At 63.6% G+C, this 18,549-nt stretch carries 16 protein-coding genes; 10 read left to right on the top strand and 6 right to left on the bottom strand.

The window, feature by feature from the left end:
- Window positions 1-409: 409 nt before the first annotated feature.
- Window positions 410-616, bottom strand: a complete 207-nt coding sequence (locus GVL04_RS07320) for a hypothetical protein (RefSeq protein ID WP_159701836.1) — start codon at window positions 614-616, stop codon at window positions 410-412.
- Window positions 617-819: 203 nt separating this feature from the next.
- Here GVL04_RS07320 and GVL04_RS07315 point away from each other — a divergent pair, with 203 nt between their 5' ends.
- Together GVL04_RS07315 and GVL04_RS07310 are read left to right on the top strand one after the other, a co-directional pair.
- Window positions 820-1,596: an RNA polymerase sigma factor gene (locus tag GVL04_RS07315; protein WP_159701833.1), complete on the top strand. Its 777-nt coding sequence runs from the start codon at window positions 820-822 to the stop codon at window positions 1,594-1,596.
- Entirely contained in the window at window positions 1,593-1,847 is a 255-nt protein-coding gene (locus GVL04_RS07310) for a hypothetical protein (RefSeq protein ID WP_159701830.1), read from the top strand. Before GVL04_RS07315 ends, GVL04_RS07310 begins: the two co-directional genes overlap by 4 nt.
- 356 nt (window positions 1,848-2,203) lie before the next feature.
- Here GVL04_RS07310 and GVL04_RS07305 read toward each other — a convergent pair whose 3' ends face one another.
- Both GVL04_RS07305 and GVL04_RS07300 read right to left on the bottom strand, forming a co-directional pair.
- Window positions 2,204-2,632 carry a heme-binding protein gene (locus GVL04_RS07305; RefSeq protein WP_159701827.1) on the bottom strand — a complete coding sequence of 143 codons (429 nt, stop codon included), beginning with the start codon at window positions 2,630-2,632 and terminating at the stop codon, window positions 2,204-2,206.
- The gene (locus GVL04_RS07300) at window positions 2,629-4,815 is read right to left on the bottom strand and encodes a malate synthase G (RefSeq protein ID WP_159701824.1); all 2,187 of its coding nucleotides are present in this window, start codon (window positions 4,813-4,815) and stop codon (window positions 2,629-2,631) included. Before GVL04_RS07300 ends, GVL04_RS07305 begins: the two co-directional genes overlap by 4 nt.
- Before the next feature lie 682 nt (window positions 4,816-5,497).
- On the opposite strand from GVL04_RS07300, the gene GVL04_RS07295 reads away from it, so the two are divergent.
- The 8 genes from GVL04_RS07295 to GVL04_RS07260 are packed head-to-tail and all read left to right on the top strand — an operon-like array spanning window position 5,498 to window position 13,662.
- Complete coding sequence (locus tag GVL04_RS07295) at window positions 5,498-6,364, top strand: MaoC/PaaZ C-terminal domain-containing protein (RefSeq protein WP_159701821.1); 867 nt, start codon at window positions 5,498-5,500, stop codon at window positions 6,362-6,364.
- Window positions 6,357-7,823 (top strand): 3-oxoacyl-[acyl-carrier-protein] synthase III C-terminal domain-containing protein, encoded by a 1,467-nt coding sequence (locus GVL04_RS07290; protein WP_159701818.1) that lies wholly within the window; start codon window positions 6,357-6,359, stop codon window positions 7,821-7,823. Before GVL04_RS07295 ends, GVL04_RS07290 begins: the two co-directional genes overlap by 8 nt.
- Window positions 7,823-9,028 carry an acetyl-CoA acetyltransferase gene (locus GVL04_RS07285; protein ID WP_159701815.1) on the top strand — a complete coding sequence of 402 codons (1,206 nt, stop codon included), beginning with the start codon at window positions 7,823-7,825 and terminating at the stop codon, window positions 9,026-9,028. The genes GVL04_RS07290 and GVL04_RS07285 overlap by 1 nt, the downstream gene beginning before the upstream one ends.
- A gap of 40 nt (window positions 9,029-9,068) precedes the next feature.
- Complete coding sequence (locus GVL04_RS07280) at window positions 9,069-9,842, top strand: enoyl-CoA hydratase/isomerase family protein (protein WP_200846776.1); 774 nt, start codon at window positions 9,069-9,071, stop codon at window positions 9,840-9,842.
- A gap of 41 nt (window positions 9,843-9,883) precedes the next feature.
- Entirely contained in the window at window positions 9,884-10,660 is a 777-nt protein-coding gene (locus GVL04_RS07275; RefSeq protein WP_159701812.1) for an electron transfer flavoprotein subunit beta/FixA family protein, read from the top strand.
- A gap of 49 nt (window positions 10,661-10,709) precedes the next feature.
- On the top strand, window positions 10,710-11,690 hold the full coding sequence (locus GVL04_RS07270) for an electron transfer flavoprotein subunit alpha/FixB family protein (protein WP_159701810.1): 981 nt from the start codon (window positions 10,710-10,712) through the stop codon (window positions 11,688-11,690).
- A gap of 28 nt (window positions 11,691-11,718) precedes the next feature.
- On the top strand, window positions 11,719-12,777 hold the full coding sequence (locus GVL04_RS07265) for a cytochrome b/b6 domain-containing protein (protein ID WP_235036207.1): 1,059 nt from the start codon (window positions 11,719-11,721) through the stop codon (window positions 12,775-12,777).
- A 54-nt stretch (window positions 12,778-12,831) separates the two neighbouring features.
- A complete protein-coding gene (locus GVL04_RS07260; protein WP_159701807.1) occupies window positions 12,832-13,662 on the top strand; it encodes an SDR family oxidoreductase in 831 nt (276 codons plus the stop codon).
- A 189-nt stretch (window positions 13,663-13,851) separates the two neighbouring features.
- Here GVL04_RS07260 and GVL04_RS07255 read toward each other — a convergent pair whose 3' ends face one another.
- The 3 genes from GVL04_RS07255 to GVL04_RS07245 form a co-directional block, all read right to left on the bottom strand.
- A complete protein-coding gene (locus GVL04_RS07255; protein ID WP_159701804.1) occupies window positions 13,852-14,979 on the bottom strand; it encodes an Mrp/NBP35 family ATP-binding protein in 1,128 nt (375 codons plus the stop codon).
- Between the two features lie 147 nt (window positions 14,980-15,126).
- Window positions 15,127-16,782 carry a thiamine pyrophosphate-requiring protein gene (locus GVL04_RS07250; protein ID WP_159701801.1) on the bottom strand — a complete coding sequence of 552 codons (1,656 nt, stop codon included), beginning with the start codon at window positions 16,780-16,782 and terminating at the stop codon, window positions 15,127-15,129.
- Window positions 16,783-16,931: 149 nt separating this feature from the next.
- A complete protein-coding gene (locus tag GVL04_RS07245; protein ID WP_159701798.1) occupies window positions 16,932-18,548 on the bottom strand; it encodes an ATP-binding cassette domain-containing protein in 1,617 nt (538 codons plus the stop codon).
- Between the last annotated feature and the right edge of the window lies 1 nt (window position 18,549).

Raw genomic sequence — 18,549 nt, 5'->3', positions numbered from 1 at the left:
GGCCGGGGCTGGCGCCCCGTCTCGTGAGGGAGCGCTGGCGCGCTCCTGGCTGGCCTGGCGGCCAGCGGTGGGTGGCTGGGTGGTGTGGGGGCGTCACGGTTGGTGCGTGGTGGTGGGTGGTTGGGTGTTGTACGCGGCGCTGGCTTTGTTGGGTGGCCGGGTTGGGCGGTAGGTGGTGGTGCTGTGCCGGAAACGCTGGCGCGCCGGCCCTGCACCCTTTGAATGCCTCTCCCCCGGTTCCAGCTCGGCCCCTTTGGGAAGTGTTGTGTTGCCTTCGGCGCCCCTCTCCCCCGTCCTGACAGGCACTCACACCCGCGACGGGCGCGCAACGCCCGCTGCACGCCCTCACAGCAGCCCTACAGCCCTCCCGGGCCGCCACGGGGGCGGCACCAACTACCCACCCATGGGCTCACGCCAGCTCCTGCAGCCCCACGACGGCCGCCACAGCACCACCCACACGCCCGGAACCAACCACGAAGCGCAGCCAGGACAAAGCCCAGACAAAGAGCCGGCCCGCGACGTCGGCAGCAGCAGCCAGGGCAGCCCGCGAGTCTAGACGAACATCACGGGCAGCCCCAGCGCGACGGCGCACCCAGGCAAGTGCAAGGTGCCGCATCTCTATACCTATGTTTCCGGGCAAAAGCCTCGCTCGGATATGGGAACCAGAAAGATACGTCAGCAACCCTTTATCCCGTGGAAACGGGCCGGAATTCGTTTTGTGGGGTAATCCAAAGTTTCTGCATATAACGACTCTGAGGCGTAGAACGCAAGAGACGATAGATTGGAGGGGCTGTGGCCCCAAGTGAAGATTTGAACGAAATGAACCCCCTTGAAGCAGGCGAAACCAGCCCTCTGCCCTTGATGATCGGCCGGCGGGCGTGGCCCCACGCGGAGCTGGCAGAGGCCATCGTGAAGGAGACACTGACTCCGGCAGAGAAGAAGCTCGTGCACGACCACTTCTGGATCTACGGCTTCAAGGTCGTAAAGTCCCAACTGCGAACTGGAGAGTTGGTCAAGGCATCTCTGGCCAAGGGGCGCTCCGTCATGTTCGATTTTGATGACCAGCGCCTACTTCGTGAGTCGGAGGAATATCGAGACGAGCTGGCAGCAGAAGTGTTGCTCCGGGCTGTCCCCTTCTTCTTTGAGAGCGTGCGCTTTTGGAAGGCCGAGAAGGGTGCTGCACTGACGACGTACTTTATTGGCGCCTGTGTCATGAATTTTGCCAACGCCTACCGGGATTGGGCGAAGGCCCGGGACCGGCGATGGCTCACGGCATATCAGACAGCCGCTGCGCCGTGGTTGGATCCCAATAGGTCGTTGGCTTTCACTGACCAGGTGGACATGGAAGAGACGGTCCAGCAGGTGTTCGCCCTGGCTAAGCCCAAGCAACTGCCGATCCTCGGGTTGCTGTACCAGGGCTATTCCCAAGTGGAAGTGGCCGAGCATCTCGGGCTCACCGCAAGGGCGGTAGAAGGCCACGTTTATCGGCTCCGCAGGCAAGTTGTCCTTGCTGTAGGCGCAGGCAAGATCACGCCACCGGCAGGCTTCACATCCGTTCCCACCCCGGAACAAGCCAAGGGACCGGTGATGCTATGAGCAAGCATGACCACCCCACAGTGCTTTCGGTTATTGACCGGGCACTGGGGAACCAAAAGCGCACGGCCAGGCTCCAGTCACTCATCGTCACCATCACTTGTTGCACCGTGGTTTTGGTCGCGCTCCTCGCGACGGTCCTTGCCCTGTCCGGAGGAAACCTAGTGCTCTCGGTGGGGTTCGGTTCCATCCCGGTACTGTGGGCCATCTCCAAGGCGCGGAAGTCCCTCAAGAAGGTGTCCCATCAGCAGTAGCCAAGGAAGACGCGCCTATTGGCCGTGAGGAACACCCACAGAATTGCCACGTCGTATGCGGATGTCTGGAAGAAACCACGAGCCCCGTTTTGGATACCAAGGCCCTTACCCTTGCCCCTCGGCGTGCTATCCACCCACTCGAGTGTCTGGGTGCCCGGACGGGCCGAAATAGTGCAGATGCACTATTCTTGGGGACCCCAAACCTTGATCTAAAACTATACGACTGCACGAAAGTCACTCCCTTGGGTGAACTCCAGGGTTGCTGTTCGTGAAGACGAAGTCCAAAAGAAGCTCCCCAAACTCCTCAGAGGCTTGGTTTTCGAAGGTTTGGAAAGTGAGGCTTGCTTATCTACGAGTCAGGCTATTTGGGCTCTGAGGCCTACACCATGAATAGCCTTCGACGCTGCGGTCTCGTCGTTGTCGGAACTGTCGCCGCTTACGCCGACAGCACCTTGTAGCTTGTCGTTTTCGTCCCGGATAAGCACGCCGCCCGGAACGGGAATCAGCCGGCCGCCGAGAGCTGCGGTCGCCGCGGCAATGAAGTATGCCTGATCCTCGGCGCGCTGCATCAGTGCCCGTGAGCCCATCCCGAGGGCGAGGGCCCCGTAGGCCTTGCCATGGGCGATCTCGAACCTGTTATTCGAGGCGCCGTCCTGGCGCGCGGCGGCGACGAGATGGCCGCCCACGTCGAGCACAACGACGGTAAGTGGTTTGAAGCCCTGCTCACTTCCAGCTGTGAGGGCTTCGGTGACGATGGACTGTGCTGTGGTCAGGTCAATACTCATGTTGCGCTCCTAGCGAGGCGGTCGGTGTTTTTCTGGTCGGCACGGCGGCGGTGCAGTACCGGCTCGGTGTACCCGGAGGGCCGGACAGCACCTTCGAGCACGAGTTCGCGGGCCGCGAAAAATGCCTCAGTGTCAAAGCCGGGGGACATCGGCAGGTAGTCCAAGTCCGAGGCATTCTGCTCGTCGACGACCGCCGCCATCCTCCTCAGCGAGTCCTCCACTTGCTCTTCGGTGATGACGCCGTGCAGGAGCCAGTTCGAGACATGCTGGGAGCTGATGCGGCAGGTGGCCCGGTCTTCCATCAAGGCCGTGCCGTCGATGTCGGGGACCTTGGAACAGCCCACGCCGGCATTTACCCAGCGCACGACATAACCAAGGGTGCCTTGGATGTTGTTGTCCAGCTCGTTGCGGCGGGCCTCGGCATCCCAAGAGGCCGGGTCGCCGACCGGGATGCTGAGCAGCTGACGCAGAGTGGAGCGGCGTGACACACCGAGCCCGGCCTGCCTGGCGTCCACATCGACCTGGTGGTAGTGGATGGCGTGCAGGGTCGCTGCTGTCGGGGAGGGAACCCAAGCGCAGTTCGCGCCGGCGAGGGGATGGGCGATCTTCTGGTCCAGCATGTCCGCCAGGTTGTCCGGAGCCGCCCACATTCCCTTGCCGATCTGGGCCCGGCCTCGGAATCCACATTCCAGTCCGATATCGACGTTGGCGTCCTCGTACGCAGCGATCCAACTTGTGGAACGCATGGCGGCCTTCCGGACCATGGGGCCGGCAAGCATCGAGGTGTGGATCTCGTCACCGGTGCGGTCCAGGAAGCCGGTGTTGATGAACACCACCCGATCCCGGGCCTCCCAGATGCAGGCCTTAAGGTTGGCCGAGGTCCGGCGTTCCTCGTCCATGATCCCGATCTTAAGAGTCAGCGGATCCAGGCCCAGCACGGACTCGGCGCCAGCCAGGAGATTACAGGCCACAGCGACCTCACGGGGGCCGTGCATTTTCGGCTTCACGATGTACACCGACCCTGTCCGGGAATTGCCGCCGGCGTGCGGCCCGCGGAGATCGTGCACAGAGCCTAGGCCAGTAAAGAGCGCGTCGAGGATTTCCTCCGGCACCGAGTTCCCTGCCGGATCAAGGACAGCGTCGCTCGTCATGAGGTGGCCGACGTGGCGGATAAGCAGCAGCGAACGCCCTGGCAGGGACAGCTCGCAGCCGTCGGGAGCGGTGTAGACGCGGTCGGGGTTGAGCCGTCGGGTTGAAGTGCGGCCGTCCTTGCCGACCTCGGCAGTCAGGGTGCCCTGCATGAGCTGGAGCCAGTTGCGGTAGCCCACCACCTTGTCCTCTGCGTCGATGGCCGCCACGGAATCCTCAAGGTCCATGATCGTGGTGACCGCGGACTCGAGCAGTAAATCCTTCACTCCAGCGGCGTCTGCTGCGCCGATGGGGTGGGTCCTGTTGATCTGGATCTCCACGTGCAGTCCGTGGTGCACCAGCAACACGGCCTCAGGTTCCGCGGGGGAACCGCGGTAGCCCACGAGCTGAGCAGCATCGGCCAAGCCAGCCGCGCCGGAGGCAGTAACTGCAACCAATTCGCCGCCATCGATCCGGTAGGCCGTAACATCCGCGTGCAAAGCGCCTGCGAGAGGCGCGTGCTCGTCGAGGAACGCCCGCCCGCGGGCGACTACGGCAGCACCACGGACGGCGTTGTACCCGCCAGTTCGCTTGCGCCCCTCAGCCTCGTCGATGACATCGGTGCCGTACAGCGCGTCGTACAGAGAGCCCCAGCGGGCGTTGGCAGCGTTGGTCGCGAAGCGGGCATTCAGCAGCGGAACCACCAGCTGCGGCCCGGAGACGGTGGCGATCTCGCGATCGACCCGGTCGGTCTCGATGGTGAAGTCCCCGGGCTCCTCGACGAGGTAGCCGATCGAGCGTATGAACTCCTCGTAGGCTTCCGGGTCCACGGGCCCGGCACCGGCCGAGCGGTGGAACTCGTCGATCTGTTCCTGCAGACGCTCACGGATGTCCAGCAGCTCGCTCACCTGCGGCGAGAACTCCGCGATGAGCCCAGCGGCACCGGCCCAGAATGCGTCTTCCCCGATCCCCGTGCCCGGCAGAGCCTCGTCCCGGACGAAGGCAAAGAGCTCCTCGGCGACTGTGAGCCCGTTCGTCTTCACATGATTCCGCATGCTTGCCCAGCCCTTCATTTTTCCGCAATGCGGAATTCATATGTCGAATAGTAAGAAAACCTAGCGGGTACTGCGAGCGCCTGTCAACACTGCCCATTCGGCAGAATCTGAGGAGGGTCGTGGGCCTGACCGCGACCTCATGGTGCGCCGCAACGGCCCTCTAGGGACGCCCTGTGGATCCATTCGGCAAGGGAATTCCCGGGCTGCTGTCGTCTGGATTTTGATGTGCGACCTGCTGTCGAGGGCTCCGATGATGACCGTGCGATCGACGGTGGCCTGCCGGCGGGATAGGGCGATATTGAACCTTGGAGGCCAGGCCTTCCGGTTGCGCCAGGGCGTTGTTGAGGCGCAACTGGTCCGCCCAACGATTGGCAGGTTCGAGTAGGCCTCGAAGCCCGGCGTGCAGGCTCTTCCGTGGCGGATGGAAGTGATCCGTTGAACCGCAAGTGTCTTGACGATTGGTCCACCGGTATGCTCAAATGCATACAAAACTGTGGTCAAAATGTAATGATGTGGATCCGTGACGGTGCGGATCGCTCATCGGTCGCGCCACATCATTCTTGACCTTCCAACCGAGGGATCGTCCCCGAAGTTTGAAGATCGTCAAAGTCGACGGAGTGAGCAGATGAAAACCGAGAAGCTTCGTGAGACGGGGCAAGGTAAAAGCACGGCTGGACCCGGCATGGGGACTCCCCTCGACCTCGAAAAGCTTGAAAGCAACATGCCGCTCGTCACCGAGCACACCTACACCTCCCACGACACGATCCTCTACGCACTGAGCGTCGGCGCCGGGTCCACCGGTGATGAGGGTGACCTTCAGTATGTGTACGAGGAGAACCTAGAGGCTCTGCCAACGATGGCGGTGGTGCTCTCCTATCCCGGGTTCTGGCAGCAGCGGCCGGAGTTCGGAATGGACTGGAAACGCATCCTGCATGCCGAGCAGCAGGTGTTCTTCCACAAGCCGCTCGCGCAGGAGGGAAGAGTCCGGGGAGTTACGTCCGTTGACCGCCTCTACGACAAAGGTCCAGACAAAGGCGCTTTGCTGTACGTCAAAAGGGAAATTCGAAACTGCGACACCGACGAGTTGCTGGCCACGGTTGTCCAAGGATCGTTCCTGAGGGGCAACGGCGGCTTCAGCGGAACCACGCAGTCCAGTCCGAGGCCGACACCGGTCCCGGATCGCACACCAGATGACAGCCTCGATTTGCCCACGTCCGCCGCGCAGGCGATGCTCTACCGATTGAACGGCGACATGAACCCGATTCATATCGATCCCGAGGTTGCGAAAGCAGGCGGTCTGGAACAGCCGATCCTGCATGGTCTCTGCACCTTCGGTGTAGCCTCACGAGCCATCCTCCGCCTACTGTGCGGGGACAGTGCCGCTCGTCTGCGCAGCATCGGCGGACGGTTCACGGCCCCGGTGTTCCCCGGAGACTCCATCCTCACCGAGGTGTGGCGCACCGGCGTCGGCACCGGAGCATTCCGCTGCTGGGTAAAGGAGCGAGAATCGCTCGTCATCGATTCCGGGACGGTGACCTTCGATGAGTAACACCGTTGGTATCACTGCCTTCGGCAGCTACATCCCCTGGCGACGTTTCGATCGCCGGGAAATGGCGAAACACACCTCCTGGTATCAGAAGGCCGCTGGAGCGTCCGGTGAACGTGCTTGGTGCGGGTGGGACGAAGACGTGCTCACCATGGCCGTCGAAGCGGCCAGGGACTGCCTGCCCCAGCCGGGGACACGCGACGTCTCCGCGGTCCTGCTCGCGTCAACAACCGCACCGTTCGCCGACCGTTCCGGAGCTGCGATTGTCCGCCAAGCGATCAATGCTTCCGGCGACTCACTGTGTTTGGACGTCGGCGGTAGCTATCGCGCCGGCACCTCGGCTCTTCTGACGGCCCTTCGTATGTCAGCTGGCCAGGGTGGCCAGACACTGTGCGTCGCCTCCGAACGGGTCACCTCTGAGCCCTCGTCCGCTGAGGAACTCCAGTCGGGGGACGCCGCCGCGGCTTTCGTCGTCGGGGTCGGGGACACGGTGATTGCCGAGTACCTCGGATCGCACTCCATCGCGACTGATTTCGTTGACCATTTCCGCCCTCGCGACAGTGTGGTCAACTACGCCTGGGAATCTCGGTGGGCCCGCGACGAGGGTGTGCTGTCACTGGCACCCGCCGCAGTGCAGGAGGCTCTTAAGCAAAGCGACCTCACCGCCGCCGACGTCGACCGGTTCATCCTTCCCGTCCCCATGAAGGGCGCGGCGGCCTCCGTCGCCAAAAAGCTCGGAATCCGGGCGGATGCTGTAGTCGCTGGTCTGGACACCGTCGTGGGCCACTGCGGAACCGCAGCCCCGCTGCTTGAGCTGGCCCACGCCCTCGAGGGCCTCCTCCCAGGACAATGTGTGGTGGTCGCATCATTCGGTTCCGGCTGCGACGCGCTCGTCCTGCGGCGGACGCAGGCCCCGCTAAGAGCGCCGCGACGCGGCGTTTCCGGATGGCTGGCCAGAAGGACGACCGACAATACCTACCTGAAATTCCTGGCAGCGCGAGAGATGGTGCACCTCAGCGGCGGCATGAGGGCAGAATTCGACGAGAAGCAGTCGATGCCTGCACTGTGGCGGAACCAGAGCGCCCTCCTATCGCTGACTGGAGTAAGGGACGAGGCCACCGGCGAAGTAGTCTTCCCACCACCAGCCGGGAGCCGTCCAACTGAAGACAGCTTCTCGGGCGTCTTCCTTGCCGATCATCCGGCCACGGTGACAACTCTGACCGCCGACCGGCTCGCCTACTCACTCGATCCGCCGACCCACTACGGAGTCATCGACTTCGACGGCGGCGGCCGGATGACAGCCGAGTACTGCGATGTCGAGCCCGGCACGCTCGCAGTGGGCTCGACAGTCCGGATGATGTTCCGTATCAAGACGCTCGACGGCCGCCGGGGGTTCCGAAGCTACTTCTGGAAGGCTGCGCCGGAACTGGACACGAGCACACAAGAGGAAGAGGACGGCTAATGCCCAAAGGAATCAAAGACAGGGTCGCCATCATCGGGATGGGCTGCGTCCGCTTTGGAGAACGCTGGGACATGAGCGCCGAGGACCTCATGGTGGAGGCCTTTCAGGAGAGCCTCACCGACGCGGGGATCAGCCGCGACGACATTGACGCGGCATGGCTCTCCGTAGGATTCGACTCGATCAATGTCGGTCCCTCAGGGATCCCAGCCGCCATGGCCCTGCAACTTGACTCAATACCCGTGACGAAAGTAGAGAACTACTGCGCATCAGGAACGGACGCATTCCGCGGGGCCGTCTACGCCGTCGCAAGCGGCGCGAGCGACATCGCACTGGCAATCGGGGTCGAGAAACTCAAGGACACCGGGTACGGCGGATTGCCCGTGCGCTCGCGCGGCACAAACTACGACCTCTTCGGGGTCACCGGATCAGCGCCGGGAAACTTCGCGCAGCTCGCAATGGCCTACGAGTCGAAGAACGGAGTGTCACGCCGCGACCTCAAGGAGGCCATGGCCCACATATCCGTCAAGAGCCACGACAACGCCTTGAAAAACCCGAAAGCTCACCTCAGGAAGGCCATCTCAGTCGAGACCGTACTGAACGCTCCGCTCATCGCCGACCCCCTGGGGCTCTACGACTGCTGTGGCGTATCCGACGGAGCAGCGTGTGCGATCGTGACCACGCCCGAGAAGGCCAAGGAACTCGGGCTAGACAACATCGTGACGGTCAAGGCGCTGCAGCTGGCGACGTCTAACGGGTGGGAAACGCGTTCCTCTGACTGGGACGGAAGCTACGTGAACACCACAAGGGTGGCAGCCAAGCGCGCGTACGCTGAGGCCGGCATCGAGAACCCGAAAGAAAGCCTCGACCTCATGGAGGTACACGATTGCTTTTCCATTACAGAACTCGTGACCATGGAGGATCTTGGCGTCAGCGAGCCCGGTACGGCCTACCGCGACGTTCTAAGTGGCGTGTTTGATTCGGACGGACGCCTGCCCGTTCAGATCGACGGTGGGCTCAAATGTTTCGGGCATCCGATCGGCGCATCGGGCCTCAGGATGATCTACGAGATGTACCTCCAGCTCCTGGGCCGTGCAGGGGATCGTCAGCGAGCGGGTCGGGTACGTCTTGGCCTGACCCACAATCTCGGAGGGATGCCGAGCCAAAGCGTCGCCGCGGTGTCGATCATCGGCAGGCTAGGCGACTAGAGGTGGGCCGCCATGATCAATGCACATCTGGAAGGGAACAATGATGGAACCTAAGTACTTTGAGGTCACCGTCGAGGCCGGAGTCGCAACTGTCACAATGTGCCGTGGGCCGGTCAACGCCCAGAACACCGCATTCCGCCAACGCTGCATCGAAGTGTTCGACAATCTCAGCGACCGCGACGACGTGCGTGCGATCATCCTCATAGGACAAGGCAAGGCCTTTTCGGCCGGAGCTGACCTCACTGACCGTCCTGATCTGGAGACGCCGGGCGCATACCGGCGGCACAACCGGACGATCAGGGACTGCTTCGACGCGATCCTAACGTGTCCGAAACCGGTCATTGCTGCGATCAATGGTCCCGCGATCGCTGCCGGATTCGTTCTGGCCTCGGTGTGCGACATCATGATCTGCTCAGAATCCTCCTGGATCTCGATGCCCGAGGTTGCCGTGGGGCTGGCCGGCGGGGTCCGTCACGTCCTGCGGCATTTCAGCCAGTCCGATGCCCGCCTCGCAATGTTCACGGGCCGCCGCATCAGCGGACCGGAACTGTTGCGGATGAACGTGGTGTCGGCCTGTGTACCGGATGCCGAGCTTCTGGCTGCGGCGAATTCCCTAGCCTCCGAAATCGCAAAGAATGCGCCGCTCGCAGTCACTGCAGCAAAGCGGTCATTCGCTGTCTCCGAAGAAATGTCAGTGCACGCAGGGTACAGCTTCGAGCAGAGCCAAACCGCCGCCCTCGCCCGGTCCGAGGACTGCGCGGAGGCGATCGCCGCATTCGCCGAGAAGCGCAGCCCGGAGTTTCACGGTCGATGACCGGATCCGGCACACACTAATCCCCATATGAAAGGACCACGATGAAGATCGTCGTATTGACGAAGCAGGTTCCGGATACCAACTCCGACCGAAAGCTCAATCTCACGACAGGACTGACGGAGCGGGATGCTTCGGATCCGGTCCCCGACGAGATCAACGAGCGCGCCTTGGAGTCAGCGCTGAAGTACAGAGACGCTGGCGGCGACGTCGAGGTCATTGTGCTCACGATAGGGAACGACGTCACCAAGTCCGCACGGAAGCTTCTGTCCATGGGGGCAGACTCTGCCGTTATCGTCGAGGATGGCTCCCTGGCCGGAGCGGACATGGTCCAGACGGCGAAGGTTCTGGCAGCAGCCCTCCGGAGGATCGGATTCGATCTCGTGCTCGCCGGGAACGAAAGCACGGACGGGCGCGGCGGCGTCGTCCCCGCGATGCTCGCCGAGCTTCTAGGCCTCCCCCTGCTGCCCTCCCTGGACGAGATCCAGATTGCCGTCGACGCCGTGTCGGGTGAAGTCCAGGTCGACGGAGGTTCCCTGTCACTGAGGTCTCCTCTGCCGGCTGTGGCGTCGGTGACTGAGCGGTCCGCCGAGGCCCGATTCCCCAACTTCAAAGGCATTATGCAGGCGAAGAAGAAGCCGGTGACCACGCTGTCACTCGCGGACCTCGGCATCGTGGCAGGTCCCGAGGCGCCCGGCGCACGCTCCGTCATGGTCTCCGCCCTTGAGCGGCCCGCCAAGCAGGCCGGCCCGAAGATCGTCGACGACGGCACCGCAGCGGACAAGCTGGCTGACTTCCTCGCATCGAACCGGCTCCTCTGAGCCGCCCCTTAGCCCACCAGACTCTTTCGGATCGTAAAGGAACACCGATATGGCCAACGTCCTGGCACTGATCGAAACCACCATCGACGGCGCGCTGAAACCGACAGCGGCTAGCCTTCTGGGCGCTGCCTCCCTCGTCGGAGCCCCTGTCGCTGTCGTCGTCACTCCCCCAGGCGACGGCGGACAGCTCGTCTCCGAGCTCGGGGCCTTGGGGGCAGAGCAGATCTATCTTGCTGAGTCTGACCAGGCCGACTCGGAGCTAGGCTCAGCCCAGGTCGGGGCTCTCGCGGACGCACTGGCGGTCTACGCTCCCGTGGCAGTGCTCCTGTCCAACACGAACGACTCGAAGTCGGTCGCAGGGCGCCTCGCGATCGTCGCCGGCGGCTCGGTTGCGGCAGACGCTGTGGGGCTGCGCATTGACGACGGCGAGGTGATCGCTCAGCATTCCATCTTCGGCGGCGATTACACGACCGAGTCCACCATCGAGAACGGCCCTATGATCGTCACCGTCCGCCCGGGCGCCGTCGAACAGCGTGCCGCGGCCGTCGCGGCTCCGAAAGTGGTGATGAACCCGGTGACCACAGCCGTCGCTCCCGGCGCCACCATCACTGCTGCCACGCCGTCAGCGTCCACGACGAATAGGCCGATCCTCCGTGGCGCACGTACCGTCGTGTCCGGTGGCCGGGGGCTCGGGTCCCAAGAGCAGTTCGTCCTGGTCGAGGAGCTGGCCGACGTCCTCGGCGCAGCAATCGGGGCCTCACGGGCGGCGGTCGACGCCGGATACGTACCGCAATCCCACCAGGTGGGCCAGACCGGTGTGTCAGTCTCTCCGCAGCTGTACGTTGCCCTCGGGATCTCTGGAGCCATCCAACACCGTGCCGGGATGCAGACCTCGAAGACGATCGTCGCCATCAACAAAGATGGCGACGCGCCGATCTTCGACGTAGCAGACTTCGGTATCGTCGGCGACGTGTTCACCGTCGTGCCCCAACTCATCGAGGCCATCGGCGCCCGCAAGGGCGGGAACTGACTGGCGGCGATGGAAGATGAGTGAAGCCATGCCGTCACCTGAAACCCCGGACGCCGCACCATCGGCCGCACCGGTGAGGAAACGCATGGGTGCCCCGGCACCAACCCCGGAACAGACAGCAACCCCGCCCTCACCGGTGGCAGCCTCCAGCCCGACGCCCCCCGCGGCGAAGCCGCCGGCCCCGAATCGTCCGGTATGGGTCAAGCCCGTGCTGACCGCGGCCGTCGCTCTCGTCGCAGCACTCCTGGTGGTCCTGGTTGCTCGGTGGCTGCGGACCCTGCCCGCCATCGACGGCTTCATCGGACAGTATCCAGGGCACGTTGCTCTGCCGGAGTCCGCGCCAACGGGCATCCCGGCGTGGCTGGCGTGGCAGCACTTCCTGAACATGTTCTTCATGGTGCTGATCATCCGGACCGGGATCCAAGTGCGCCGTACCCAGCGTCCGGCAGCCTACTGGACCCGGAAGAACACGGGGCTGCTGAAGACCAGGCGCCCGCCCAAGAAGATCAGCCTCGACCTCTGGCTGCACCTGACGCTCGACTTCCTCTGGGCGCTGAACGGGATCGTCTTCATGGTCTTACTGTTCGCGACGGGGCAGTGGATGCGGATCACGCCGACCAGTTGGGACGTCTTCCCGAACGCCGCCTCAGCACTGTTGCAATACGCTTCTCTGGACTGGCCCACGGAGAACGGCTGGGTCAACTACAACAGCCTCCAGGTGTTGGCCTACTTCGCCACGGTTTTCATCGCGGCGCCGCTGTCCCTGATTACGGGGCTGCGAATGTCCAATGTGTGGCCCGCCGATGCGAAGCGGCTGAACAGGTTCTACCCGGTGGAGCTCGCGCGAGCGGTCCACTTCCCCGTGATGGGCTACTTCGTCGCCTTCATCGCAGTCCACGTGTTCCTCGTATTCTTCACCGGAGTGCTGGCGAACCTTAACCACATGTACGCCTCCAACGACGGCGCGTCGTGGGCGGGTTTTTGGGTCTTCGCCGCCTCCCTGGCCGTTGTGGCCGCGGCCTGGCTGCTCGCTAGGCCCCTTTTCCTGCGGCCCCTCGCCGCGCTGACAGGCTCAGTAACCAAGTAGAACCACCATCTTTTGCCGGGATACAGAAGCTCGAACAACGTGAAGGAGACGCAGATGGTACGCGACTGGAAGAACATGAACGCTCTGGTTACCGGAGGTGGCTCGGGCATTGGCTTGGACGTCACGCGAAAGCTGCTGGGCGAAGGTGCCCACGTCACGATCGTCGGTCGTAGTGACGAACGCTTGGCCAATGCGCGCCAACAGCTCGCCGGCGAGGACCTCCCAGTGGAGAAGCTCCACACAGTGGCTGCCAACATCAGTATTGAGGACGAGGTTGCCGCGGCGGTCGCCGCGGCAACCTCCGTCACCGGCCAACTCAACAGTGTGGTCGCCTGTGCCGGCGAGCCACGCGGACAGATGGCGCCGGTCACGCATCTGGACGTCGACCAATGGAAAAGCACCTTCGACAACAACGTGCTCGGCACGATGCTGACCCTCAAGCATGGTGCCCGCGAACTCGTGCGCAGTGGCGGCGGCTCCATCGTCGCCGTGTCCTCTATCAGCGGTGTCATGACCGCCCGTTTCGCCAGTCCTATCTCCGCCGCCAAGGCAGCGCTCGAACAGTTGGTCCGGATCGCTGCCCACGAATTGGGCCCCAGCAACGTCACCGTCAACGCGATACGACCTGGTCTCGTAGAGGTGGAGCGACAGGGCCCCATGCCAGGAGGCATGAAGCAGGACTGGCTCGAACTCATCCCCATGGGCCGCTTGGGCAGACCCCGCGACATCGCTGGAATCGTGACGTTCCTTGTCGGCCCGGAAGCGGGCTGGCTGACAGGCCAGGTCTTCAGCGTCGACGGCGGCCAGACCCTGGTGCGCGCCTTCGACGCCTCACCCTGGGTGGAACCGATGTTCGGCAAGGACGCGATGCGCGGAGTCATCTGACTGACGCTGCCCAGAAACGGGGCCTGTCACCACAGGCAACCTTTCCACTACCACCCGGGCCGGGGTCCGCGGCTGCAACCGTCATGGCCGGAGTGCGAATCGCATCAGCCGCAGCTGCGATTCGCACCGAATGCGTTACCCAAACCTGCCGCAGGGGTCAGCCGTCGCCCTTTGACAGCGAGCGCTGCGTCAGCGTGGCTGCAGGCCCAGCTTCAGTTCCGTCAGGCCACGTGGTCGGGCAGCGAGTTTGTCGGCGATGTCCGCCAGTGCGGTGGCTGCCGGCGTCCAGGTTTTCCCGAGCACGATCGGGGAGCCGGTATCGCCCCCCTTGCGTAACCGGATGTCCAGCGGAATCGCGCCGAGTAATGAAATATCGGCGCCGAGGGTGGCGCTGAGCCTGCCGGCGAGGGCTTCCCCGCCGCCGCTTCCGAATAGTTCCATTCGGCTGCCGTCTGGCATTTCTAAATACGACATGTTCTCGATGACGCCGGCTACTTTTTGTCCCGTTTGCGTGGCAATGGCACCGGCGCGTTCTGCGACGTCGGCGGCAGCGGCCTGGGGGGTGGTGACCACAAGGATCTCCGCGTTGGGCAGGAGCTGGGCTACCGAGATGGCGATGTCGCCGGTGCCCGGGGGCAGGTCCAGGAAGAGGATATCGAGGTCCCCGAAGTACACGTCGGTGAGGAATTGCTCCAGGGCGCGGTGGAGCATCGGTCCGCGCCAGGCAACAGGCTGGTTGCCGGTGACGAACATGCCGATGGAGATGACCTTGACGCCGTATGCGACTGGAGGAAGGATCATGTCGTCCACTCGTGTGGGGGCCTGTGTGATACCCATCAGCGCCGGCACGGAAAAGCCGTGGACGTCTGCGTCCAGGATGCCCACCCGGAGGCCGCGCGCTGCAAGCGAGCACGCCAGGTTTACAGTGACGGAGGACTTGCCGACGCCGCCTTTTCCGCTGGCCACGGCGAAAACCTTGGTCAGGGATCCCGGTTTGTTGAACGGGATGCCGCGCCGGTCGCCGGGGCCGCGGAGCTGTTCCTTGAGGGCGTCCCGCTGGGCTTGATTCATGACCTTCAGTTCAACTTCGACGGAAGTCACGCCGGCAACACCGGACAGGGCCTTTTCGGAATCAGCTGTGATGGTCCCGCGCTGAGGGCAGTCGGCGATGGTGAGCAGCACCGCGAGACGGACGCGGCCGTCGTCGGAAATCTCCACGGAGTCCACCATGCCCAGTTCAGTGATGGGGCGGCGGAGCTCAGGATCGATCACGGTGGTCAGTGCTGCGTGGACTGTCTGTTCCAGGCTGGCGCTCATTGAGGTAGAACCCGTCTTTCGGGGTTAGTCGGCTGCTCGGTGCAAATGGCAACAGCACCGCCCATGACGACTATGGGCGGTGCTGTTGTTCTTTTTCGCCGCCGTGGTGAAGGCGAGGCCTCCCGGGCGTAACGGCTTATGCGGTCGTTAGCGCGGGATCACATCGACCGCTGCAATGCGGTGGCGCAGCGGTGCCGTGATGATTTCGAGGAAGACGGTTCCGCCGGCTTCCACGTCGCCGATCGCCTTACGCAGCATCGGACCGACATCGCTCGGGTCGGTGACCCGGTACGACTGCGCGCCCAGCGCCGAACCGATCTCCGCGTAGCTCCCGGAGAGCTCCTTGTGACCGAAGCGCTCCTGTGCGATCCGCTGGTGGTCACCGTAGCCAGTCATCTCGGAGTTGTTCACGAGAACCACGAGCACGGGGATCTTGTTGCGGACGGCGGTCTCGAGCTCCATCGCGCACTGTCCGAACGCGGCGTCACCGAGGAAGCATACGGAGACTTTGTCGGGGGCTGCCATGGCTGCGCCGAGAGCGAGGCCGAGCGAGGAACCAAGAGGAGTGGAGTTTCCCCAACCAAGGTATCCACGCGGCTTGGTCGCGCGATAGTGAGGCGCAAGGTGGTCACGTGGGTATCCGGAATCATGGGTGACAACGGCCTTGTCCGGGTCGAGTGCTTCGATGAGCTCGGAGACGACACGGAGCGGGCTGATCGGGACCTCGTCGGAGGTGAAGAGCGGGGCCCACTCTTGCTTGACGTCCTCGTTGAGCTTCTCAATCTCGGCCCTGACGTCGCGACCTGCACTCGTTGCCTTCGAGGATTTGAGCCGCTCACGAAGCGCGTCGGTGAGCTGGCCGAGGACGAGCTTCGCGTCTCCGACAAGAGCGCTCGCGATCGGGTATTGCAGCGAGAGGTCATCCGGATCGTTTGTCGACTGGATGATGGTGCGGCCTGCGGGGAGGTGGAAGGAGCCCAGGGTATTGAGCAGACTCGCACCGATGCTGAGGAAAACGTCAGCGTCGGGCACAAAGTGCTTGATTCCGGGGCTGACTGCTGTTCCGCCGGAGCCGATCGAGAGCGGGTGGTCTTCCGGGAAGGCGCTCTTGGCTACGTAGGTCGTGGCCACGGGCGCACCAAGGAGATCGGCGAACTCGGCGAGTTCCTCGGTTGCCGAAGCCCACAGGACGCCATGGCCTGCCCGGATGAGGGGACGCTCCGCCGCAAGCAGCAGGTCGACCGCCTTCTCGATGTCCTTGGGGTCGGCGGCGCTGCGGTAACGGATCGGGGGCTCGTAGTTCAACACCTGTTCTACGGTCTCGTCTGCTACATCGAGCGGCAGTTCAAGGACGACCGGACCTGGGCGACCCGAACGCATGAGCTGGAACGCGCGGCGCAAATGCTCCTGGATCATCCGTGGGTCGTCGAGCCGGGCTGCGTACTTCGTGATCGGTTTGAAGGCCTCGATGGTGTCGAAGCTCGTTCGCAGCCCTCGGGCTGACCGCGCGTCGCCCTGGGGCAGAAAGAGCAGGGGGACAGAATCAGAGTACGCCTGGGCGATGCTGCCAAAGGCGTGCTCTGCGCCAGGGCCTTGCTGGACCATGGCGACGCCGATCTTCTCGCCGTTCGATGTACGGCTATAGGCGTCGGCCATGTTTATCACGCCACGCTCATGCCGTCCTACGATCGGCCGGATGCCGACTTCGGCGACGGCGTCGATCATTTTGTTTGCCGGAATGCAGAATACGTACTCGACGCCTTCGCGTCGGAGCACCTCCGCGACGGCCAGACTCGCTCGCATCAGATTAGGTTCCCTTCATCTTTTGATAATGCCTCGGCCGTTTGTCGTCTGCGCTCAGCGCAGCTTTCTCGTCCGTGGAATCTCTTTATCCATTTTTGCATACATTATATGTCGGCGTTCCCCTACGACACCATCGGTAAAACGTGTTGTTACAAGGCCGGCAGCTCTTGCCGCACCTCAGCCGCCTCCACCGGGGTCTCGGCAGCGGTACCGAGATACAGGTCCATGACCTCGCCGCGGGCTTGGCTAGCCGGGCCGCTCCACAGCAGGCTGCCGCGCCGCAGGAAATGACATCGGTCAGCCAGTTCAAGGGCTTTGTGGACGAACTGCTCGATGACAATGAGCGAGACGCCCATGTCGATCGCTCGGCCGAGACCGGCAAAGACCTCGTCGACGATCTTCGGCGCGAGGCCTAGAGACACCTCGTCCGCGATGAGCAGCTTGGGTGGGTCGGCAAGGACCCTTGCCAGTGCCAGCATCTGCTGCTCACCGCCCGAGAGGGTCCCAGCGAGCTGATTGCGGCGGTCGCCAAGGACCGGAAACATCTCAATGGCGCCACTTATCGCGTCCACCCTCCCCCTCTTGTCCACGTGTTGGACTGCGATGTCGAGGTTCTCCTTGACGGTGAGCGCCGGGAAGACGCCGCGCCCCTCCGGAAGGTAGGCGAGCCCGAGCCGTCGGATCTCGTGGGCGGGGCGGCCGGCTAGGTCCTCCCCTTCGAACTCAATCCGGCCGGAGTCGACGGCGATCAGACCGGAGAGGGCTCGGGCCAGGGTGCTCTTGCCGGCACCGTTCGCACCCAGCAGTGCGGTCACGGAGCCTTGCTGGACGCTGAAGGTGACCTCCTCGAGGGCCTGCGCCGAACCATAGCGAACCGTGAGGCCCTCGACGCGGAGCTGCACCGGCGCCTCGCGCGCTGCCAGACTCTCCTCACGGGGGTTTACCGTGAGCGCTGCGCTCTTCGAAGCATCCTGCTCCTCCCCAAGATACGCTGCCCGGACGGCGGCGTTGCGGCGTATTTCGTCTGGCGTGCCCTCTGCGATGATCTTGCCGAAGTCCAGCACATAGACCCGGTTGGACAGTTCGAAGACGATATCCACATCGTGCTCGACCAGGAGCATCGCCACCGCCTGGGAGGCGACGACGCGCGCGAGCGCGTCGGTCAGCCGGCGTGACTCGACCGCGTTTAGCCCAGAGAAGGGCTCATCGAGCAGGACGACCTTGGGGCCGGTCGCCAACGCACGGCCGATCTCCACGAGTCGGCAGACTCCGAGAGGGAGCCCTCCGACGTGTCGATTAGCAAGCTCCGCCAGGCCGAGCATATCGATCAGCTCGCCGACCGCAGCGTCTTCAGCTGGATCAGGGCGCAGGTGGGCGCCGGTGAGGGGATCAGTCCAGACACGCAAAGGGCTGACATCGAGCCGACGAGCCAAGCTGAGGTGTTCGCGAATCGTCAGTGCCCCGAACACCTCAGGCTGTTGGAAGGTTCGGCCGACGCCACGCCTGACCCGAACCTGCGGTGGCATGCCGGTAGCAGGCTCGCCGTCGAGCTGGACCTGACCCGACTGGGGACGGACATCGCCGGATAGGACGCCGAGAAGTGTCGACTTCCCCGCCCCATTAGGTCCAATCAACCCAACGATAGTGCCTGCCTGAACCTTGAGGTCGACGCCTCGCAGGGCATGGATGCCGCCGAAGCGGACAGTGACTGAGTCGGCCGAGAGCACGGTCGACGCATCGCGGATAACTTGTGTAATTGAAGTCATT

Origin of the sequence: Arthrobacter sp. 18067 (genome assembly GCF_902706295.1) — a bacterium.
In the GTDB taxonomy this organism is placed as follows: Bacteria; Actinomycetota; Actinomycetes; order Actinomycetales; family Micrococcaceae; genus Arthrobacter.
This window is presented reverse-complemented; position numbering and strand designations above follow the sequence as displayed.